General features: G+C 48.5%; 15 protein-coding genes and 1 riboswitch. Of the genes, 9 read left to right on the forward strand and 6 right to left on the reverse strand.

All coding sequences use genetic code 11. The features are described from left to right. Positions 1–34: 34 nt before the first annotated feature. Complete coding sequence (locus NSS94_RS02085) at positions 35–2,491, forward strand: heavy metal translocating P-type ATPase (RefSeq protein WP_341038448.1); 2,457 nt, start codon at positions 35–37, stop codon at positions 2,489–2,491. Between the two features lie 291 nt (positions 2,492–2,782). Further along, positions 2,783–3,526 carry an oxygen-insensitive NADPH nitroreductase gene (gene nfsA / locus NSS94_RS02090; RefSeq protein ID WP_341038450.1) on the forward strand — a complete coding sequence of 248 codons (744 nt, stop codon included), beginning with the start codon at positions 2,783–2,785 and terminating at the stop codon, positions 3,524–3,526. A gap of 178 nt (positions 3,527–3,704) precedes the next feature. Here nfsA and NSS94_RS02095 read toward each other — a convergent pair whose 3' ends face one another. From NSS94_RS02095 to NSS94_RS02115, 5 genes are all read right to left on the reverse strand, one after another. Beyond that, a complete protein-coding gene (locus NSS94_RS02095) occupies positions 3,705–4,517 on the reverse strand; it encodes a TatD family hydrolase (protein ID WP_341040377.1) in 813 nt (270 codons plus the stop codon). Between the two features lie 55 nt (positions 4,518–4,572). Beyond that, positions 4,573–5,523 (reverse strand): ABC transporter ATP-binding protein, encoded by a 951-nt coding sequence (locus tag NSS94_RS02100; protein ID WP_341038453.1) that lies wholly within the window; start codon positions 5,521–5,523, stop codon positions 4,573–4,575. A gap of 44 nt (positions 5,524–5,567) precedes the next feature. Beyond that, positions 5,568–6,344, reverse strand: a complete 777-nt coding sequence (locus NSS94_RS02105; protein WP_341038454.1) for an ABC transporter permease — start codon at positions 6,342–6,344, stop codon at positions 5,568–5,570. Continuing rightward, positions 6,341–6,634, reverse strand: coding sequence for an MTH1187 family thiamine-binding protein (locus NSS94_RS02110; protein WP_016818835.1), 294 nt, complete (start codon positions 6,632–6,634; stop codon positions 6,341–6,343). Before NSS94_RS02110 ends, NSS94_RS02105 begins: the two co-directional genes overlap by 4 nt. A 540-nt stretch (positions 6,635–7,174) precedes the next feature. Further along, positions 7,175–8,218, reverse strand: a complete 1,044-nt coding sequence (locus NSS94_RS02115; protein WP_029514694.1) for an ABC transporter substrate-binding protein — start codon at positions 8,216–8,218, stop codon at positions 7,175–7,177. A 193-nt stretch (positions 8,219–8,411) separates the two neighbouring features. Further along, a riboswitch (TPP riboswitch) is annotated at positions 8,412–8,521 on the reverse strand. Positions 8,522–8,791: 270 nt separating this feature from the next. Between NSS94_RS02115 and NSS94_RS02120 the strand changes: the two genes are divergently transcribed. The 7 genes from NSS94_RS02120 to NSS94_RS02150 all read left to right on the forward strand — a co-directional run bounded on the left by NSS94_RS02120 (position 8,792) and on the right by NSS94_RS02150 (position 16,569). Further along, the gene (locus tag NSS94_RS02120) at positions 8,792–9,226 is read left to right on the forward strand and encodes a pyridoxamine 5'-phosphate oxidase family protein (protein ID WP_340953933.1); all 435 of its coding nucleotides are present in this window, start codon (positions 8,792–8,794) and stop codon (positions 9,224–9,226) included. Between the two features lie 222 nt (positions 9,227–9,448). Further along, positions 9,449–11,551, forward strand: coding sequence for a bifunctional 2',3'-cyclic-nucleotide 2'-phosphodiesterase/3'-nucleotidase (locus tag NSS94_RS02125; protein ID WP_341038456.1), 2,103 nt, complete (start codon positions 9,449–9,451; stop codon positions 11,549–11,551). Between the two features lie 269 nt (positions 11,552–11,820). Beyond that, entirely contained in the window at positions 11,821–12,882 is a 1,062-nt protein-coding gene (locus NSS94_RS02130; RefSeq protein WP_341038458.1) for an EAL domain-containing protein, read from the forward strand. Positions 12,883–13,241: 359 nt separating this feature from the next. Next, positions 13,242–14,255, forward strand: a complete 1,014-nt coding sequence (locus NSS94_RS02135; RefSeq protein WP_029514698.1) for a zinc-dependent alcohol dehydrogenase family protein — start codon at positions 13,242–13,244, stop codon at positions 14,253–14,255. 153 nt (positions 14,256–14,408) lie between these two features. Continuing rightward, the gene (locus NSS94_RS02140; RefSeq protein WP_341038461.1) at positions 14,409–15,566 is read left to right on the forward strand and encodes an SMP-30/gluconolactonase/LRE family protein; all 1,158 of its coding nucleotides are present in this window, start codon (positions 14,409–14,411) and stop codon (positions 15,564–15,566) included. 18 nt (positions 15,567–15,584) lie between these two features. After that, positions 15,585–16,373 carry an SDR family oxidoreductase gene (locus NSS94_RS02145; protein WP_029514700.1) on the forward strand — a complete coding sequence of 263 codons (789 nt, stop codon included), beginning with the start codon at positions 15,585–15,587 and terminating at the stop codon, positions 16,371–16,373. 37 nt (positions 16,374–16,410) lie between these two features. Next, positions 16,411–16,569, forward strand: coding sequence for a hypothetical protein (locus NSS94_RS02150; protein WP_341038463.1), 159 nt, complete (start codon positions 16,411–16,413; stop codon positions 16,567–16,569). Between the two features lie 111 nt (positions 16,570–16,680). Here NSS94_RS02150 and NSS94_RS02155 read toward each other — a convergent pair whose 3' ends face one another. Next, a complete protein-coding gene (locus NSS94_RS02155) occupies positions 16,681–17,772 on the reverse strand; it encodes a hypothetical protein (RefSeq protein ID WP_165147945.1) in 1,092 nt (363 codons plus the stop codon). Positions 17,773–17,943: the final 171 nt, after the last annotated feature.

Raw genomic sequence — 17,943 nt, forward strand, 5'->3', positions numbered from 1 at the left:
ATATACCCCACTGGGGTATGGGAGGAGGATGGCCATGGAAAACCGTGCGACCGACGGTGACAAGCAGACAACGCTTCACATTACAGGGATGTCCTGTGCTGCCTGCGCAAGCCGTATTGAGAAAGGTTTAAAGCGAATAGATGGTGTGGCACAGGCTAATGTGAATTTGGCTTTGGAGCAGGCGTCGATATCCTATGATCCCAAGCAGGTGGAGATCCCTGAGTTTCGCGACAAAATTGCTTCTCTTGGGTTTGGAACTGTAAGTGAAGAAGCCAATCTGAATGTAACGGGTATGACTTGCGCGGCCTGTGCAACCCGGATTGAAAAGGGATTGAACCGGATGCCGGGTGTAACAGGCGCCACGGTAAATTTGGCGATGGAAACAGCTCATGTGGAATATGCCGCGGGGAGTATTGCGGTCGGTGATCTGGTGAGCAAGATCGAACAGCTGGGCTACGGAGCGATCCCGCAGAGCGCAGAGGACAACATTGCGGATGTGCGAAGTAAGGATATTCAGCGTAAAAAATGGAAGTGGATTGTGTCCGCAGTACTGTCGTTGCCGTTGTTGTGGGCGATGGTGGCTCATTTTTCCTTTACATCATGGATTTATGTGCCAGAACTGTTCTTGAATCCATGGTTCCAACTAGTGCTGACAACGCCGATTCAGTTCGTCATTGGTTGGCAGTTTTATGTGGGCGCGTACAAAGCGCTTCGTAACGGCAGTTCGAATATGGATGTGTTAGTTGCACTGGGTACGTCTGCGGCTTATTTTTACAGCTTGTACCTTACTCTGCGTCCGGCTGATGTTATGGAGGGGATGGCGGGAATGCCTGTCATGACCATGCCGGAACTGTATTACGAGACAAGCGCGGTGCTAATTACGCTTATTTTGGTTGGTAAATGGTTCGAAGCGGTAGCCAAAGGGCGTTCGTCCGAGGCGATCAAGAGCCTGATGAGTCTACAGGCGACAACGGCACGTGTAGTACGTGATGGGCAAGAGCTTGATATTCCGATTGAACAGGTACGTGTGAAGGATATCTTTATTGTACGACCCGGCGAGAAAATTCCTGTCGATGGTGTGGTCGTAGACGGACGTTCGGCAGTGGACGAATCCATGTTAAGTGGTGAGAGTCTTCCGGTTGAAAAAGAAGCTGGTTCCGCAGTTACAGGGGCGACGCTCAATAAAAACGGGGTTCTACGTATCCAGGCTGAGCGTGTGGGTGGTGATACGGCGTTGTCCCGTATTATTAAGGTCGTGGAAGATGCGCAAAGCTCCAAGGCTCCCATTCAGCGGATTGCGGATCAGATTTCCGGTATTTTTGTCCCCATTGTTGTTGCTATCGCTGTGTTGGCCTTTATCGTCTGGTTTTTCCTTGTGACGCCGACTGATTTTGCAGGCTCACTGGAGAAAATGATTGCAGTTCTCGTCATTGCTTGCCCTTGTGCGCTCGGATTGGCAACTCCAACGTCCATTATGGCAGGATCGGGACGTGCCGCTGAATATGGTATTCTGTTCAAGGGCGGCGAGCATTTGGAGATGACCCGTTCAGTCAACGCAGTGGTGTTGGATAAGACAGGTACGGTTACGAATGGCAAGCCCGAGCTGACGGATGTTATGGTTGGAGCAAGCGGCATGGCTGAAAAGGATCTGCTGCGGTTGCTCGGTGCGGCAGAAAAAAGCTCGGAGCATCCGCTGGCGGAAGCCATTGTAAAGGGGATTGCAGATCGAGGCATTGAGCTGGTAGGACCGACAGATTTTGAAAATATTCCGGGTTATGGTGTGAAGGCACATGTGGAAGGTAAACAGGTATTGGCCGGTACACGCCGATTGATGAGCAGGGAAGGCATCGCAATAGATGACTTAGCTGAGCAGTATATGAATGATCTGGAAAACGCAGGGAAAACCGCGATGCTGGTCGCTGTGGACGGTTCCTATGCCGGACTGGTGGCCGTGGCGGACACGATTAAAGAAACGTCACGGGAGGCCGTTGCCCGTCTGCGGGCGATGAACATTGAAGTCATCATGATTACGGGTGACAATGAACGGACTGCGCGGGCTGTTGCCGCCGAGGCTGGAATTGAACGAGTGCTGGCGGAGGTATTGCCTGAAGGAAAGGCTGAAGAAGTGAAACGACTTCAGGAACAGGGCATGATCGTAGCTATGGTTGGGGATGGTATTAACGATGCGCCTGCGCTGGCTACTGCTAATATTGGGATGGCGATGGGCACGGGAACGGATGTGGCCATGGAGGCGGCGGATATTACCCTCATGCGCGGCAACCTGAACAGTATTCCTGACGCGATTGAAATGAGCCGCCGGACCATGACAAACATACGGCAAAATCTGTTTTGGGCGCTCGGGTATAACGTGATCGGTATTCCGATAGCTGCTTTGGGCTTCCTTGCCCCATGGTTGGCGGGAGCGGCCATGGCATTTAGCTCTGTTTCAGTTGTGCTGAATGCGCTGCGTCTCCAACGAGTAAAGCTGTAAGTGTATGGATGTATCGGCAGGATAACGTACTGTCGGATTTCTGTTTCGAGATAAAGTTATTAATCAGAGTATAGAGCAAGTACGCGCAATTGGTTGGTTTCTCTGCGTGCTTGCTTTTTGTTGTGTTTGGTTTTTTAAAACCATCAACTTTCATTACGTCAGGTTGCTTATCATTCGCGAAAGTTCCATAATATTTGTAGGAGTGCCATGCAAGCATGCAAGAACTTCTTCGTATACTCACAGCTTGAAGTAGATAAAGAGCTTATATTATGGATTAGGAGTGAAGCAGTCATGAATGATACGATTTCCTTGTTGATGAATCACCGGTCTGTGCGAAAATTCAAGTCAGACCCCATTACCGACGAGCAGCTCGCAGCTATTGTGGCAGCTGGCCAAATGGCTTCCTCGTCCAGCAATGTGCAGGCATATACCGTTATCGCCGTTACCGAGCCTTCTTTGAAAACAAAACTGGCGGAGTTGGCAGGAGGGCAGGCTTACGTTGAGCAATGCCCTGCGTTTTTGGTATGGTGCGCAGACCTGTATCGCTTGAAACAGGTCACGCTCCACCATCAGCCAGGTCAGCCTTCCTATGAGGGGTCCGTTGAAAATTATACGGTTGCGACCATTGATGCCGCGTTAGCTGCACAAAATGCAGCGGTAGCCGCTGAATCACTGGGCTTGGGCATCGTCTACATTGGCGGCATTCGTACTAACATAGCAGAGGTGTCTGAGTTGTTAGAGTTGCCAGAGCTGGTGTATCCAGTATTCGGTATGTGTATTGGTGTACCGGATCAGGAAACGGGCTTGCGTCCACGCCTTCCGCTGTCCGGTGTTTTGCATATGAACGGCTACGACAAAAATCAGACGATGAAAGCTGTAGAGGTATACGATCACACATCAGCGGAATATTTGAAGGAACGTACGGGCGGTCAACGCTCTACGCCATGGTCTGAGCAAATGGCCGGAAGATTGACCGAGCCAGCACGCTTGCAGTTGAAGCCATTTTTGGAACAGAAGGGTTTCCTGAAGCAATAAAATTTGAGTAGCGACAAAAAACTCTGCAAAATACAAGTACATTTGAGCTATATACGTTTGAAAATACAAGAACCTCCTTATTTACGTATGATGAAGTTCCGCGTAAATAAGGAGGTTCTTTGCTTTGGTTGCATGTTGTGGTTGTAAACCTTCCAGTCAGTAAACAGCTGGTATACCTTTATCCATCAGATAGTGAGTAAAAGCGTCTCGTATTTTCATAAAATAATTGATGGACGGCAGATTCATCTTGCTGGGTCAGCTTGCTGTACGCGCGAATGACGTCGGCAGTCATCCGGGGATGTGTCTGTTGTCCGGTAAAAGGACCCTCGAACGGCCAGGGACCGTCTGTCTCTGCCATGATCTGATCAGACGGATACTGTCTTGCCAAACTGCGGATCTCTTCTTCGTACAGGAGATCCGGTGTGAAGGAGACATAATAGCCGTTCCGGGCGATACGTTCGGTCGTGGCGGCAGAGCCTTTAAACCAGTGAAAATGCGCCTGCATGACGCCGTGACGTTCCAGAAGGTCACAGGCGATGTCTGCGTCTTCATAAACGGCGTGCAGGACAATGGGCTTGCTATGCTTGCTTGCAAACTGGATGAAACGCTCCAGTAGCACTATGTAGGGAGCGAGGTCAAAAGGTGAACCGCTCTGCGAGGCTTCTAGCCGATTGTAATAGGGTAAGCCGACTTCACCCACGGCGACCATCTGCTGTACATGTTCGTCCATCCAGTCGAACAAGAGGTCAAGCTCAGTTTGCGGTGGAAGGGCCTGTTCGGGATGAAAGCCAAAGGCTGGCCGTACTAGCCCAGGGTAACGCTCGGCTAACCGTAGATTGGCTCGGCTGGAGTCCAGATGCATCGACACGGCTATCACAGCTTGGACGCTGCTATCAGCAAGTGAAGCGAGCAATAGCTTCTGTTGTTCGGGCGGGTAGCTGTCTACATGAATGTGCGCGTCGATTAATGGAGCGGGTCTTGTTGTGGTCAAATCCAAGCCTAGCTTTGTTTGGCTGTTCCATTTCGATGCACATCGAACTTTTACGTCACTCATGCCGATTCAATCCATCTTCCGGGATATTCTTGTGAACGCTCTGAGCATTGTCCATGTCGCCGTCCAGTTTGTACTTTTCCTCACGCATCCAGCCGGTCATGGTTCGCTTCCATTCAATAAAGAGTGGATCGAGGGTGATTTCTTCCCTACGCGGGCGGGGAAAAGGGACATCTACGACATGCACCACCGAAGCAGGTCGCGCTGACAGCACATAAATGCGGTCGGAGAGCAGCAACGCTTCTTCAATGCTGTGGGTAATGAACAGCACAGAGCGGCGGTTCTTCTCCCACATCCGCAATAACCATTGCTGCATATCTGCACGTGTCAGCGCGTCGAGTGCGCTGAACGGCTCATCCAGCAGCATTAATTCCTGCGGGCTGAGCAGTGCGCGAAGAAAGGCTGCACGCTGTTGCATTCCACCAGACAGCGTATGTGGATACGCCTTGGCGAATTTGCCTAGTCCAACCTGCTCGAGCCATTGCAGGGCTTCTTTGCGACGTTCGCGTTCACTGGCGTACTGAGGGGGGACTGCTGTATTTTTACGTGGAGCATTTTCCTGCCCAAGCAGTACATTATCCAGCGTGGTGCGCCACGGGAAAAGGGCGGACTGCTGTGGCATATAGCTGATATGCCCACGTTCACCAGTCATGTCTCGTCCGTGCATACGGATACGTCCCTGCTGTGGTTTGAGTAGCCCGCCGATGATGTGAAACAGCGTACTTTTGCCGCTGCCTGACGGACCGATGAGAGAAACGAATTCTCCCGGCTTGACTGTGAGGGATACATCCTGCAGCACGGGCAGTAAGCTTCGCTTTTCGCGGAAGGCGAGGCTGATCCCGTCCAATTCCAGAGCAGAAGGGGCAGTCGAAGGACTCTGCTGGTCCCCGGCTCGTTGTTCATTAGCCACGTTGTGTGATGATAAGTCAGTCGGATCCAGACTCATATGTGCCACGTCCTTTCTTTGCTGTATTTAATTCAAGGAGGAAGCTATTCCTGATCCGGTTTCCAGCGAACCAGCCATTTTTCCAGTAGTACTATGATGACAAACATCAGTAAACTGAGCGCGACAATGATGCCGATGGCGGCAAAAATGAGGTCCGTGCGATAGGCCGATTTTTGCAGCAGCATATAATATCCGATTCCTTCGCTCGCACCAATCCATTCGGCAATAATTGCGCCCATCACACTGTAGGTGGCAGCAATCTTGATGCCGGAGAATACTTGCGGCAACGAGTGTGGCAACTCCAGCTTCATAAAAATAGCCATGCGACCGGCACCCGACATCTGCATATAGTTCATCATCATACGGTCCGTCCGTGTCAGCCCGTCCATGGTCGCTACAGCCACGGGAAAAAAGCATACTAAGGTAATGACCATCAGCTTGGGCAGCATGCCAAAACCAAACCACACCATGAGCAGCGGCCCCAGGGCGATGATCGGAATGTTTTGGCTCAGGATAAGCAGCGGATACAGGGCGGATTTGAGAAAAGGAATGGTATGAAGAACGATGGCGATCAACAGTCCCGTTGCTGTCCCTATAGCGAATCCCACAAGTGTCAGGCGAATTGTAGCCCATGTATGGGCACCAAGCAGCGCCGCCTGGGCCATGCCCTCCTGTACGATGAGGGATGGAGCTGGCAGTAGCCAGGATTCAATATGTAAATAGGAAACCGCCCCCTGCCAGGCTGCTAAAAAGAAGAGGACCGCCACAAGGGGCGGCCATACGCTTTTCCACCAGGATGCGTTCTTGCCTTTCGGATTCATGGGCGATATTTCTCGGTCAGCTTGTTCATGCTGATGCCTTGTGGGTTATGTGCGATTTTGATCTGTGAAATGACGCTGGGACTGCCCGCTTCCGTCAAAGCCTCATGCATTTCTTTAACCACTTTCAGCAACTCGTCGAGCTCGCCCTCCATGGTCGTATCCAATGGGTTCACCTGATGTTTGACACCGGAGCGCTGAATGACCTCAATCGCCTTATCTACATACGGGTAAGAGTCCTCGTTATTAGGAGTTTTAGGGATTACTTGAATACTGAGCAGTGTATTAGCCATGCAAATTCACCTGTCCTTCATTTGGAGTGTTTTAGAGAAAATAGGGTGGTTTAAGGCGTTTGAGACCGCTTCGCGTTTCATTTGGTCTTACGATCGCTGTTGCAGGGGGATTCTTGGATTATTTAAGTTTTCAAAGGTAAGAATTCCCCTGCAAAGGCGAACGCTCCGCTTCTCCAGATTCAAATGAACCGCTCCGCTGCTGCCCGCCTTAAAAGCACCCTATTTTTAAAGCTGGTTTGTGCGGCATTTTTAACACACAAGCGCACCTACTTAGCGCTTAGATAATATGAAACTAAAGAATAAACCAAGTTGAACGAGAACGAAGTGGGCGGAATGGTGCTGTACAAGCGTTAGCGTTCGCTTTAAAAGCTTTCCGTAGGAAAGCTCGCTTCGGAAGCATAACCTCCCCGGATTTCTACACTAATCATAAGTTTTTATTAAGAAATCTGGGTACAACAGCGATGGGAAGCATCATCCGACTGCGTAGTGGCGCTTCGTTCACTTGTCTAGTTCAGTCTTATTTAGCGTTTTAACAAATGGTCAGCGCTTGGGCAAGAAGTCGTTTGTGAAGGCCTTATCGACTTCCAAAGGCTTGCTGAGCAGCTTGCGTTCGTACATCCAGTCCGAATAGTTTTGCCATACCTCCGCTTTTTGCACGCCCCATTGCGCGGCATCATCCTGATAACGTGGGCTTAGCCATTTTTGGCTGGCAAGTACCAGTTTTTTATCCAGCTCCGGTACAGCTTTGCTTAAGATGTCCGCGGCTTCTTCCGGATGGGCGATAGTGTATTCATAGCCTTGGGCGGTAGCGTCCATGAACGCTTTGACCAGCTCGGGATCATTTTTTATCGTCTGTTCGTTGCTCACAATTACAGGCGTATAGTAGTCGAGGCTTTTGGAATAATCTTTTACATACAGCATATCCAATGGCTCATCTCGAAGTTGGGCCTCGATTCCGGTCCATGCGTAGAAAATCCAGGCAAAGTCGATATCCCGCTTCACGGCTGTAAAATAGTCTGCATTGCCCATGTTGACGATCTTCACTTTGCTCACATCGCCTTTGTCTGAATCCATGATGGATTTCATGACCGCTTCTTCTACGGGAGAGCCCCAACCGCCGTATTTTTTACCTTCAAAATCTTTCGGGCTTTTAATTCCGCGATCTACCGGGGCTGCGAAGCCTGAGGTATTATGCTGAATCACCGCAGCGATGGATACAAGCGGCACACCTTGCGTGCGGGCCTGTGTGACGCCTTCTTGGTAGCTGATACCAAAAGGTGCAGCATTAGAAGCAACCATTTGATCGGCTCCGCCTGAACCAGGTTGAACAATTTGGACATTCAAACCTGCTTTTTCGTAAAATCCTTTGTCCTTGGCGACATAGAGTCCCGTATGATTCGTATTGGGTGTCCAGTCGAGCACGATTTTAACATCTTTGAGCCCCTTTGCCGGAGTAGACGTTTGAGTGTCGGTAGCGGAAGCTGCTTCTTGGGATGTAGGGGGACTTCCACCGCAAGCGGTCAGGGTCAGGGCCATGAGCCACAGACTGATCAGTCCCAGGCTTAATATTTTCATGCGCTTCATCGTTAGTGTTCTCTCCTTTTGATTACCCGTTATCCATCCAATCAGACAGCTTAAGTTTCCCATTTTCATAAAAATAACATCTGCCGGACGCGATCTTTCCAACAACTTAATCCTCAACAAAAAAGCGCCCCGAGTTTCCGGGACGCTTGCGCTTGTATATACCAAAGTAAGGGATGGTCCTATGTAAAGAAGGCACATCTTGCTTAAGCATTCCTACGCTGGCATTACCCAGATCAGGTTGTAAGGGTCAGTGTCTTGGGACACACTCTCAGCCGGCCGATTCCAGCACCCCTGGCATTGTATGGTTTAATGGGTTCATTTATTCGGGTTTACTACGACGATTATATGCTTTGAATGCGGGTCTGTCCAGCATGAAGGGAGAGATGACGGTTCATTTGCCGAACGACAGGGTACACTTTTACTGTGAGCTTTGATCTGAAAATGAGTATGAATCAATCCGATTCGATCCGGTCATGTTATTTTCAGAACAGCTGCGCAGGTAGGTTCAGATGGGCTGGTGCCCAATGGCATGGCCGTAGAGAATTCTAATTCGTGAAAAGGAGTTGTTGTACTGTGGGTAAAACGGAAACATTGGATCGCAACCAACTGGAACAAGCCATTGTGAAGGCTTTGGATAACAACAAATTTTGTACGTTAGGTACGGTAGAGGGTGGCAAACCGAAAGTACGCTATATGGCCCTTTTTAACGATGGAATGAACATTCATCTGGCGACAGATCGCAAAACGCATAAAGTGGATGAGCTAAAGGACAATCCGAATGCTTATCTGCTGCTGGGTTATGAGGTTGGCGGTACGAAGGAAGTTGTTGAAGTGGAGGCTACCGTCCAAATTACAGCTGATGAGGGGCTACGCAAACAAGTGTGGAACGACTCCTTGAAGGAGTGGTTTTCCGGACCGGACGATCCCGATTATGTCATTCTGGACGTGAATCCGACTCGCATTGAGTATGTGGGTCAGCAAATGGAGCGCCAGGTGTGGAAGAAATAATACGAATATAAATGGATAAGCCAGTAAATCTCCAAGTTTTTCAGGAGGTTTGCTGGTTTTTTTGTTTTTGAGAAAATTAATTATTTTTTCATAAATAATTTTAAGTAAATGACTACTCTTTTGTCTGGCGTTGGATTAAAATAGAAATGGTGGGTTCAAGGCTTACATATATGTGCAAAAGTATGTATATGAGGCATACACCTTAATGAGGAGGGGTATATTTTGTTATTACGTAAAAATTGGTTTAAAGGGTTTACAGCAGCAGTTGTAGCTTGTAGCATGCTGGTGTTTTCAGCCGCTCCATCCTGGGCAGCTATTGATTCTCGTGATAGCGCTACGGTGAATTTGCGGATCATGGAAACAACGGATATTCACGCGTCCCTGATGAACTACGATTACTATTCGGACAAAGAAACCAACGAATATGGCTTGGTTAGTACAGCTAGTTTGATCCAGAAGGCACGTAGTGAAACAAGAAACAGTATGCTGTTCGATAATGGTGATTTGCTGCAGGGCAACCCATTAGGCGATTATATGGCCCGCAACAAAACCTTTGAGAAAGAAGGCGGTGTCCATCCGGTCTACAAGATGATGAACTTGATGGGCTATGATGCAGCTACAGTGGGCAACCATGAATTCAACTACGGTCTCGACTTTCTGGACAAATCGCTCAAGGGTGCTGATTTTCCTTATGTAAATGCGAACGTTTATGTTGATAAAGGGGGCCAAGCTACTAAAAATTATTTTACCCCTTATCGAATTCTTGATAAAACAGTAACGGACGAGAAGGGCGAAGAGCATACACTCAGAGTGGGTGTGATCGGCCTGGTCACACCTCAAATTATGCAGTGGGATGAAGCCAATTTGAAGGATAAAGTCGTTACGAAAGATATTGTGGAAACGGCGAAAAAGTTTATTCCTCAAATGAAAACAGATGGTGCTGACATTATTATTGTGCTTGCGCACACCGGTTATGAGGATGTGCCGCAAACGCCAATGATGGAGAATGCTGTTAAATATTTAAGCCAGGTGGACGGAATTAACGCTATTCTGTTTGGGCATGCTCATAAATCTTTCCCTGGCCCTGATTTTAAAGATATGAAGGGTGTAGATCTGGATAAGGGAACCATTAATGGCGTACCGGCCGTGGAAGCTTCCTCATGGGGCAAGGATCTGGGTATCATTGACCTGAGCCTAGAAAAGAGAAATCGCGAGTGGAACGTAACTAACTCTCAATCTCAAGTGCGTCCGGTTGTGAGCACTACTAATCAGACTGTGCAGTTTATCCCTGAATTTAAACTGATAGATGCGATTAAAGAAGAGCATCAAGGAACGCTGGATTATATTCGCCAGCCTGTAGGAACAACGACGGCGCCAATTACCAGCTATTTTGCATTAGTGCAGGACGACCCTTCCATTCAAATTGTGACGAATGCACAGAAATGGTATGTTCAAAACCATCTCAAAGGAACTGAATACGAAAATCTTCCAGTATTGTCGGCAGGCGCTCCATTCAAGGCCGGCGGTCGAAACGGAGCCGAGTATTACACTAATATTCCTGAAGGTACGGTAGCGATTAAAAACGTGTCCGACCTGTATGTGTACCCGAACACGGTTCATGCTGTAGAAGTGACCGGTGCTGAAATTCAGGAATGGCTGGAGTGGTCTGCGGGTCAGTTCAACCGTATTGATCCAAAGCAAACTGAGGAGCAATCGCTGATCAACAAGGATTTCCCAACCTACAATTTTGATGTCATTGATGGTGTGAATTATCAGATTGATGTAACGCAGCCTGCACGGTATGATGCCAAGGGAACTATTATTGATTCTTCAGCGCATCGTATCAAGGATCTGCAATACAATGGAAAGGCTATAGATCCTGCACAGAAATTTATCGTAGCCACCAATAACTATCGTGCTTCCTCATCCAAACTGGCCAACCCAGATGGCAAACGAATTGTGATGGCAGCACCGGATGAAAGTCGTCAAGTCGTTGTTGACTATATCCGTACGAACGGAACGATTAATCCATCGGCGGATGGCAACTGGTCTATTGCTTCTTTTGGTCAGGCAAAGGTTACTTTCGAGTCCTCTCCTGATGCCAAAGACGTGCTGGCAGGCAATCAACAAATTTCATACTTGAGCAGCGCGGCAGACGGTTTTGCCAAATACAGCTTAAAAGCTGGCGCTAAGCCTAGTACAGCAACGACTTCTGTAAAGGAAGCTGTGGCTCCCGCGAAAGCAACAGCAAAGCCAGCTGTTAAAACGACCAAACCGGCGGTTGTTAAACCAGCTAAAACAACAAAGCCAAAGGCATCCAAATAACTTCGAATTTTAGTTTTCGTTTGATATCAGAATGAAGCAGCAAGTCTCTTTAACCAAGAGATTTGCTGCTTTTTTTAATATCAAAAAACAGCCCCGAATTATTATGAGTGTAAAAAGGTTTTGTTTTTGTCGAATATGTACTTAAGTCCTAAGTTATCGTTAAAAAAAGCTGCTTTTTTGTAAAAAAACGTAATTATATAGTACTTTTGTTCTAGTTATTTGTGATATAATGGTGAAAAAACCGGAAAATTGTTCCGAGGAGGACCATTATGACATGCAGCAATTGCAGCATCATATTACCTATAAAGGATCAAGGATTGCTTAGAATTAGGTATTCCAGGGTGTCGCTTACTCCAGCATTAGATGGTTTGGGTATGCTATCGGAACAAATGAAGCAGCAACATGAGCGTGAGGGCGGCATAGAGTTTCGCTATGAGAGCCGTTCAGAGTTGGAACAGCTGGTTAACGGACTGGCTCGTCTGCCGCAGGAATACTTGAACCATATACAAGTTGTGGTGACTGGCTTGCATCATGTCGAAGGATATGAGGACTGGCTTTTATTTAGTCAATTGCAAGCCAGACTGCAACATCCGGATATCGTGAGTATTATTAAGGATCAAAGTTTTTCCAGCCATATGCAGCCTATTGTTGACCACAAGCTGGATATTATCGGGTTTGAGTTTTTGCTGCGTCCGTCACATGCAGAGAGACCCTTTCAGCCTTTCCGACTGTTTGAAGTCGCCCGTGAAGCTGGCTTGCATGCTCATCTGGATCGCTCGGCTCGTTTTTCCGCTATTGAAAAAAGTGCAACATGCCTTCCGGCGGGGATTAAACGTTTTATTAACTTTCTCCCTTCCACCATTTATAATCCGGCTTATTGCTTGAATCACACCTTTGAGACGATTGATCGGTTATCCATGAGTACGAAGGATTTTGTATTTGAGGTCGTAGAAACGGAAGAGATAGACGACCTTAATTTTTTGCATCATATCTTTGAGCAGTATCGTAATCGAGGAGTTTCAGTTGCCCTGGACGATGTGGGGGCAGGCTATTCTACGACAGAGCTTATGAATTGCCTTCAGCCGGATTATGTCAAAATTGACCGTAGTATAATTGACGGCTGTCATAGTAACAGTAATCAGAAGCGGCAAATCACAGGAATTGTAGAATCGGCTTTTCGTTTTGGAGGCCAAGTGTTGGCTGAAGGAGTAGAGCAGATAGAGGATTTTGAATTTTGTCGTGAAGCAGGTGTGTCACTGGCTCAGGGTTATTTGTTTGGCAAGCCGGAGCCTGGTCCGCCCTCCAATTTTATGCTTAGCAGCGTAATATAGTCAGGAACAAATTTAAGTAGATGTAGTTTATAAAAATTGGAGCTTAAATAAGGCTGTCGTATAAGCATTAATGTAAAAAACGCGAGTGCAGAGGTTATTTCACCCCTGCAACTCGCGTTTTTTGGTCATGCTTGCCCACCTGAACAAGCTCTGGCAAGCAAAGCCATCCAGTCTCCAATTTTACTTGGTAAGGGACGTTAAAAGCCCGGAAGCAGTTTACGACCGTTTTTTTTAAAAGTAAAGATTGACGTTTTGAAGACAATTGGATACAGTGTACTATATAGGAAACATTGTTTCCTTGGTGATACGATGTATCTATATTAGGTAAAAGGTTTAACAATACAGGGAGGACAACCAAAATGAAAGCAGTGCAACTGAAAAACGGTTTTGGCTTTGAAGAGTTAACCTTGACGGAACTTGACACACCGGTGCCTGGACGGCTGGAAGTTCTGATCCGCATAAGGGCAGCGTCCCTCAATTACCGTGATTTGGTAGTTATCAACGGAGTCATGCCGATCGGCATTCAATTTCCCTTCATTCCGTTATCCGATGGAGCGGGTGAAATTGTAGCTGTGGGCGAAGGGGTGACAAAATTTCAGGTTGGACAAAGGGTAGCGGCAAATTTACAACAGAAATTCATTGGCGGGAGCACGAGAGCGGAGGTCTTAAAGGACAGTCTGGGAGGCCCGCTCAGTGGAGTGGCGGCTGAATATATCGTTCTGCATGAAGAAGGGGTCGTCGCCATTCCGGATCATCTATCTTGGGAGGAGGCTTCCACTTTGCCGATTGCGGCATTAACCGCATGGAGCATGCTGATGGAATCCGGTGGGCTACGAGCGGGAGATACGGTGCTCTTGCAAGGAACAGGCGGTGTTTCCATCTTTGGGCTTCAATTCTCTCTGATGGCGGGAGCACGGGTAATTATCACATCGAGCAGCAATGACAAGCTGGAACGGGCAAAGGCTCTCGGCGCATGGCAGACAATCAACTATTCGGAGGTTCCAGAGTGGGATAAGGTAGCTCTGGAGCTGACAGGCGGCGGAGTCGACCATGTTCTGGATGTAGGGGGAGCGGCAACAATGGCGCAATCCATCAATGCACTTCGTACTGGAGGGACTGTGAGCATGGTCGGATTCTTATCGGGCTTGACCATTCCTGAGTTCGATGTCACCAGCATTTTGCAGAAGGCTGCGACGATTCGCGGCAGCCAGGTTGGTAACCGGGAACATTTCGAAAACATGAATCGTGCCATTTCCCGCCATCGTTTACATCCTGTCATCGACCGGGTATTCCCGCTCAGCCGAATCGGCGAAGCCTTCGCACTTTTGGCTGAAGGAAAACAGTATTTCGGTAAAATCGTCGTTCAAATATAAATGAGCATTTTGCATAAATCCCAAGAGCAATTTCAAATCAGCACTATATAGATCGAAACGGTTTAGTTCGTCTATATAGTGTACTTTCGAGCGTTGGGAATTGAATTATGCAAAATGCTGAAATATTATTCACATTACATAGGAGGCACTCTAATGCCCAGTAAACCTGATTTATCTGTCAAAGATTCTCAAGAAAGAAAGAATAAGAAACCGCGTAAATGGGTACGCAGAACCGGATTATCGCTGCTGTCGGTAATCCTTCTGGGAGTGGTTATTTTTATGCTCATCCCTTCCCCTGTACAGCCTGCAAAATGGCTTGCACCTTCGGCCCCCTCTTTTGAACAAGCGGGTCCATGGCAACAAAACAACAAACTCAGCTCCGCCGAGCTTGTTACAGATGCCCCTAAGTTTCCGGAATTTATCACCTTTGACAAGGAAGGAAATTTATATACGGGAGACTCCAACGGGAAAATTTATAAGGTTGCCTTTGATACAAAGGGCAATCCGCAAAAGGCCCAGCTATATGCAGATACCAAAGGAACGCCCAATGGACTTATGTTTGACGCAAGTGGAAATCTGATCGTTACGGATGTTAAGAAGGGGCTACTGTCGGTAGATCCTTCCAGAAACGTGACGGTGTTGGCCAATCAAGTCGACGACACACCGATCTATTTGGCCAACGAACTGGATATTGCCAAAGATGGTACTATTTATTTTTCTGACACCTCCAATTATGGCAGTGTAGTCTTCAAAGAAATCGCCGAGAACAAGCCGCATGGACGTTTGCTGAAATATGATCCGGCGACCAAGCAGACGACAGTTCTGTTGGAAGGCCTTTATTTTGCGAACGGGGTTGCCTTGTCTGCGGACGAAGATTTTGTACTTGTGGCAGAGTCGTATCACTACCAATTGACCCGATACTGGCTCAAAGGGCCGAAGAAGGGGACTTCGGATATTTTTGCGGATAATCTCGCCGGTTTTCCGGATAACATTACGCGTGATGATCAAGGCCATTTCTGGGTCGGTCTCTTCACGACACGTATTCCCTTTGTAGATCAGATGCATGGAAGCCCGTGGCTGGCTGGAATGATGGCCAAATTGCCTCAATCGCTGCTCAGCGGTGCAAGCGCACCTGTGAAGCATGGACTTGCTGTGGAGCTTAATCCGCAGGGTAAATTCATCGGAAGCTGGCATGATCCTGAAGGCTCGCTTTATGGGGTAACCACGGCTGTAAACCATGACGGATATTTATATATAGGTACAGCTCCTGGAGGCAGCCAGGGTGTTCATCGAGTGCTTTTAACCAAATAAGCTTGGGGAGGGTTTAACATGATATTGGATGAGTTGAAATTATCCTGGAAAGCGAAGGAAAGCCTGGCCGGGAAAGTAGCTTTGGTAACAGGCGCAAGCAGCGGCATTGGGGCATCGATTGCAAAAAAACTGGCAAAGCGTGGCGCGTATGTAGCTGTATTGGCGCGCCGTCAGGAGCGATTGGATGAATTGGTTCGCGACTTGCACCAAGAGGAATTGTATGAGGTCATGGCAATACCTGCCGATATCCAAAAGGCTGAAGACATACAGCAGGCGGTCCACGCCATTCTTGAACGCTGGGGGCGGCTTGACATTATCGTTGCCAATGCCGGCTTCGGGTATCGAAGTCCGCTGGCAGAGGTGGAACTGGAACGCTGGGAGGAGCTTTACAAGACGAATGTGCACGGTCTTGTCCTGACACTGAAGTACGGACTTCAGCCAATGAGGGAACAGGCCAAGGGGGATGTTGTCATTGTCTCCTCTATTGCAGCGAAGGAAGTGGTTGCCGGAGGAGGACTATACAGCGCTACCAAGTACGGCGTTAGCGCCATAGCCTCTGCATTGCGTTTGGAGACCAGTACGCAAGGAATTCGTGTAACTGCGATTCACCCCGGGGCGGTGGCGACGGAGTTTTCGCAGGTGGCCGGATATCCCGAGCAGGAAATTCGGGCGTTTGCTTCGAGCGTTTTGCCGCTGCATCCCGATGATGTTGCAGAAGCTGCCCTTTATGCACTAGAGCAGCCGGAGCATGTCAATATTCCAGAGTTGACCATTATGCCTTCGAGGCAGGTCCAGCGGTTCAAATAGAGCGATATTTATTCTGACACAAACCGGGTGACCGGGTATGGTCATCGCCGATGCCGGGTATGGCGGCGAAGAGGACTACGTGCCTTCGCTTGAACATAACCTGCTCAAATGGGTGAGCATGAACCAAAAGGCGCGAGCTACAGGGGGGGGAATAACCCTTGCACTCGCGCTTTTTTATACTAATGATGAAGCGTGACTGTCCAATAAAGTTTAAAACCACTTTGGGACAGCTCCATTTACTATAGAGGAGACCATATCCCGTAACATTTTGGCCCCACGTTCGCTCATCCAGTCATCGTGAGCACAGCTATAGTGTAATGACGTACAGACCTAGCGGCGTAGTTGCGCTACCTGCAACCATGAAGCTGAGAGAATAGCTGGATCTGCCGGGGGGAACGCTGATATCAGCCAATCGGCATACCTTGGTATTATCTCGTAGCAAAGGGATACCATATACACGATCATCCACGCGTACAGCCCCGGCGAACGCGCCCCCACGTGGATTCGCGTAGATTCTGACGATACGTACCTCGTCACTGTCGTTAACGATGGGAATGGTCGCGTTGTATATGGTTCCGAATTGTCCGCGATTATCTAGCGCAGGCCCCAGCTCGCTGCGTGCCCCGGTAAACAGCAGATCGGCAGGAGCCTCACCGTTCAGCTTTTTGGTGGCACACGCCCGATAGTTTGCGCTCTGTCCCACCACGTACTCTGGCATCCGCGCATTCGTTTCGGAAAAGGACCACACCCCTCGTGGATGCGCCTGTGGTGGAGGTACGGGAGGAAGCGCATCCATATGAATCTGGCGCAGATCGGTCTGCGTGTCCTTGCTGATCACGGTGCGAATCACATAATCCAGCGTACCGTGGCCTTCAGCAAATTCTACGGTAAGGTCATAGATGAATCCGGCCAGCGATCCCTCGGGCAGCTCAAATTCCTCCAGCAGAGCGGTGCCTTTGCCGAATTTATGACGGTCTGCTGGCTTCACACGTTCCATCGTACCCGCCAAACAGCTTTTGGCAATAGACTGCCCGACATCAATAATCCAGTTGCCGTCCTCAGGCACAATCTTAAGAGCGCGTTCAATATGGCGTACTTCCAGTTTAGCAGCGCTCCTGTTCTCTACAGTGATGCCCAGTTTAACAGGGCTGTCGATTTTGTTATAATGCCAGCCGAAAATGCGATGTTTGACTGTTCGGGTTGTCGAGCGAACCATGTCATGCCACAGGGTGGCTTGCTCGGTAGGTACCGTCACATGGGTAAGCGTCTCCGGGTTATCGCTAAGCATCAGGCGGCGTGTTCCGCCCTCAGTGGCTGACTCCACATCCACATGGATGTTGGGCGGGATCACGGCAGTTTCCACAATCAGATCCTTTGGCTCCTTGGATCGATGGTTCATGTAAATTCCTCCTTTTATTCAAAAGTGGCACCGCTTTGGGTACATGTATATGGGCAGTTCATAAATATAGGTAACGCCAGATCCATTTATACAACCTGTTTTACAAAATATTTTTTTAAAATAAACCTCCGCAGATTATAGCGGTTCTGCTAATGCGTCGAAGCAAGCTTA

It is taken from the genome of Paenibacillus sp. FSL L8-0644 (assembly GCF_038008165.1).
GTDB lineage: Bacteria > Bacillota > Bacilli > Paenibacillales > Paenibacillaceae > Paenibacillus > Paenibacillus polymyxa_D.

Excerpts from the sequence above, each read along its gene's own strand:
- NSS94_RS02145 (WP_029514700.1), top strand. The coding sequence starts at position 15,585 with ATGATATTGGATGAGTTGAAATTATCCTGGAAAGCGAAGGAAAGCCTG.
- NSS94_RS02105 (WP_341038454.1), bottom strand. The coding sequence starts at position 6,344 with ATGAATCCGAAAGGCAAGAACGCATCCTGGTGGAAAAGCGTATGGCCG.
- NSS94_RS02100 (WP_341038453.1), bottom strand. The coding sequence starts at position 5,523 with ATGAGTCTGGATCCGACTGACTTATCATCACACAACGTGGCTAATGAA.
- nfsA (WP_341038450.1), top strand. The coding sequence starts at position 2,783 with ATGAATGATACGATTTCCTTGTTGATGAATCACCGGTCTGTGCGAAAA.
- NSS94_RS02150 (WP_341038463.1), top strand. The coding sequence starts at position 16,411 with ATGGTCATCGCCGATGCCGGGTATGGCGGCGAAGAGGACTACGTGCCT.
- NSS94_RS02140 (WP_341038461.1), top strand. The coding sequence starts at position 14,409 with ATGCCCAGTAAACCTGATTTATCTGTCAAAGATTCTCAAGAAAGAAAG.
- NSS94_RS02110 (WP_016818835.1), bottom strand. The coding sequence starts at position 6,634 with ATGGCTAATACACTGCTCAGTATTCAAGTAATCCCTAAAACTCCTAAT.
- NSS94_RS02135 (WP_029514698.1), top strand. The coding sequence starts at position 13,242 with ATGAAAGCAGTGCAACTGAAAAACGGTTTTGGCTTTGAAGAGTTAACC.
- NSS94_RS02115 (WP_029514694.1), bottom strand. The coding sequence starts at position 8,218 with ATGAAGCGCATGAAAATATTAAGCCTGGGACTGATCAGTCTGTGGCTC.
- NSS94_RS02155 (WP_165147945.1), bottom strand. The coding sequence starts at position 17,772 with ATGAACCATCGATCCAAGGAGCCAAAGGATCTGATTGTGGAAACTGCC.
- NSS94_RS02085 (WP_341038448.1), top strand. The coding sequence starts at position 35 with ATGGAAAACCGTGCGACCGACGGTGACAAGCAGACAACGCTTCACATT.
- NSS94_RS02130 (WP_341038458.1), top strand. The coding sequence starts at position 11,821 with ATGACATGCAGCAATTGCAGCATCATATTACCTATAAAGGATCAAGGA.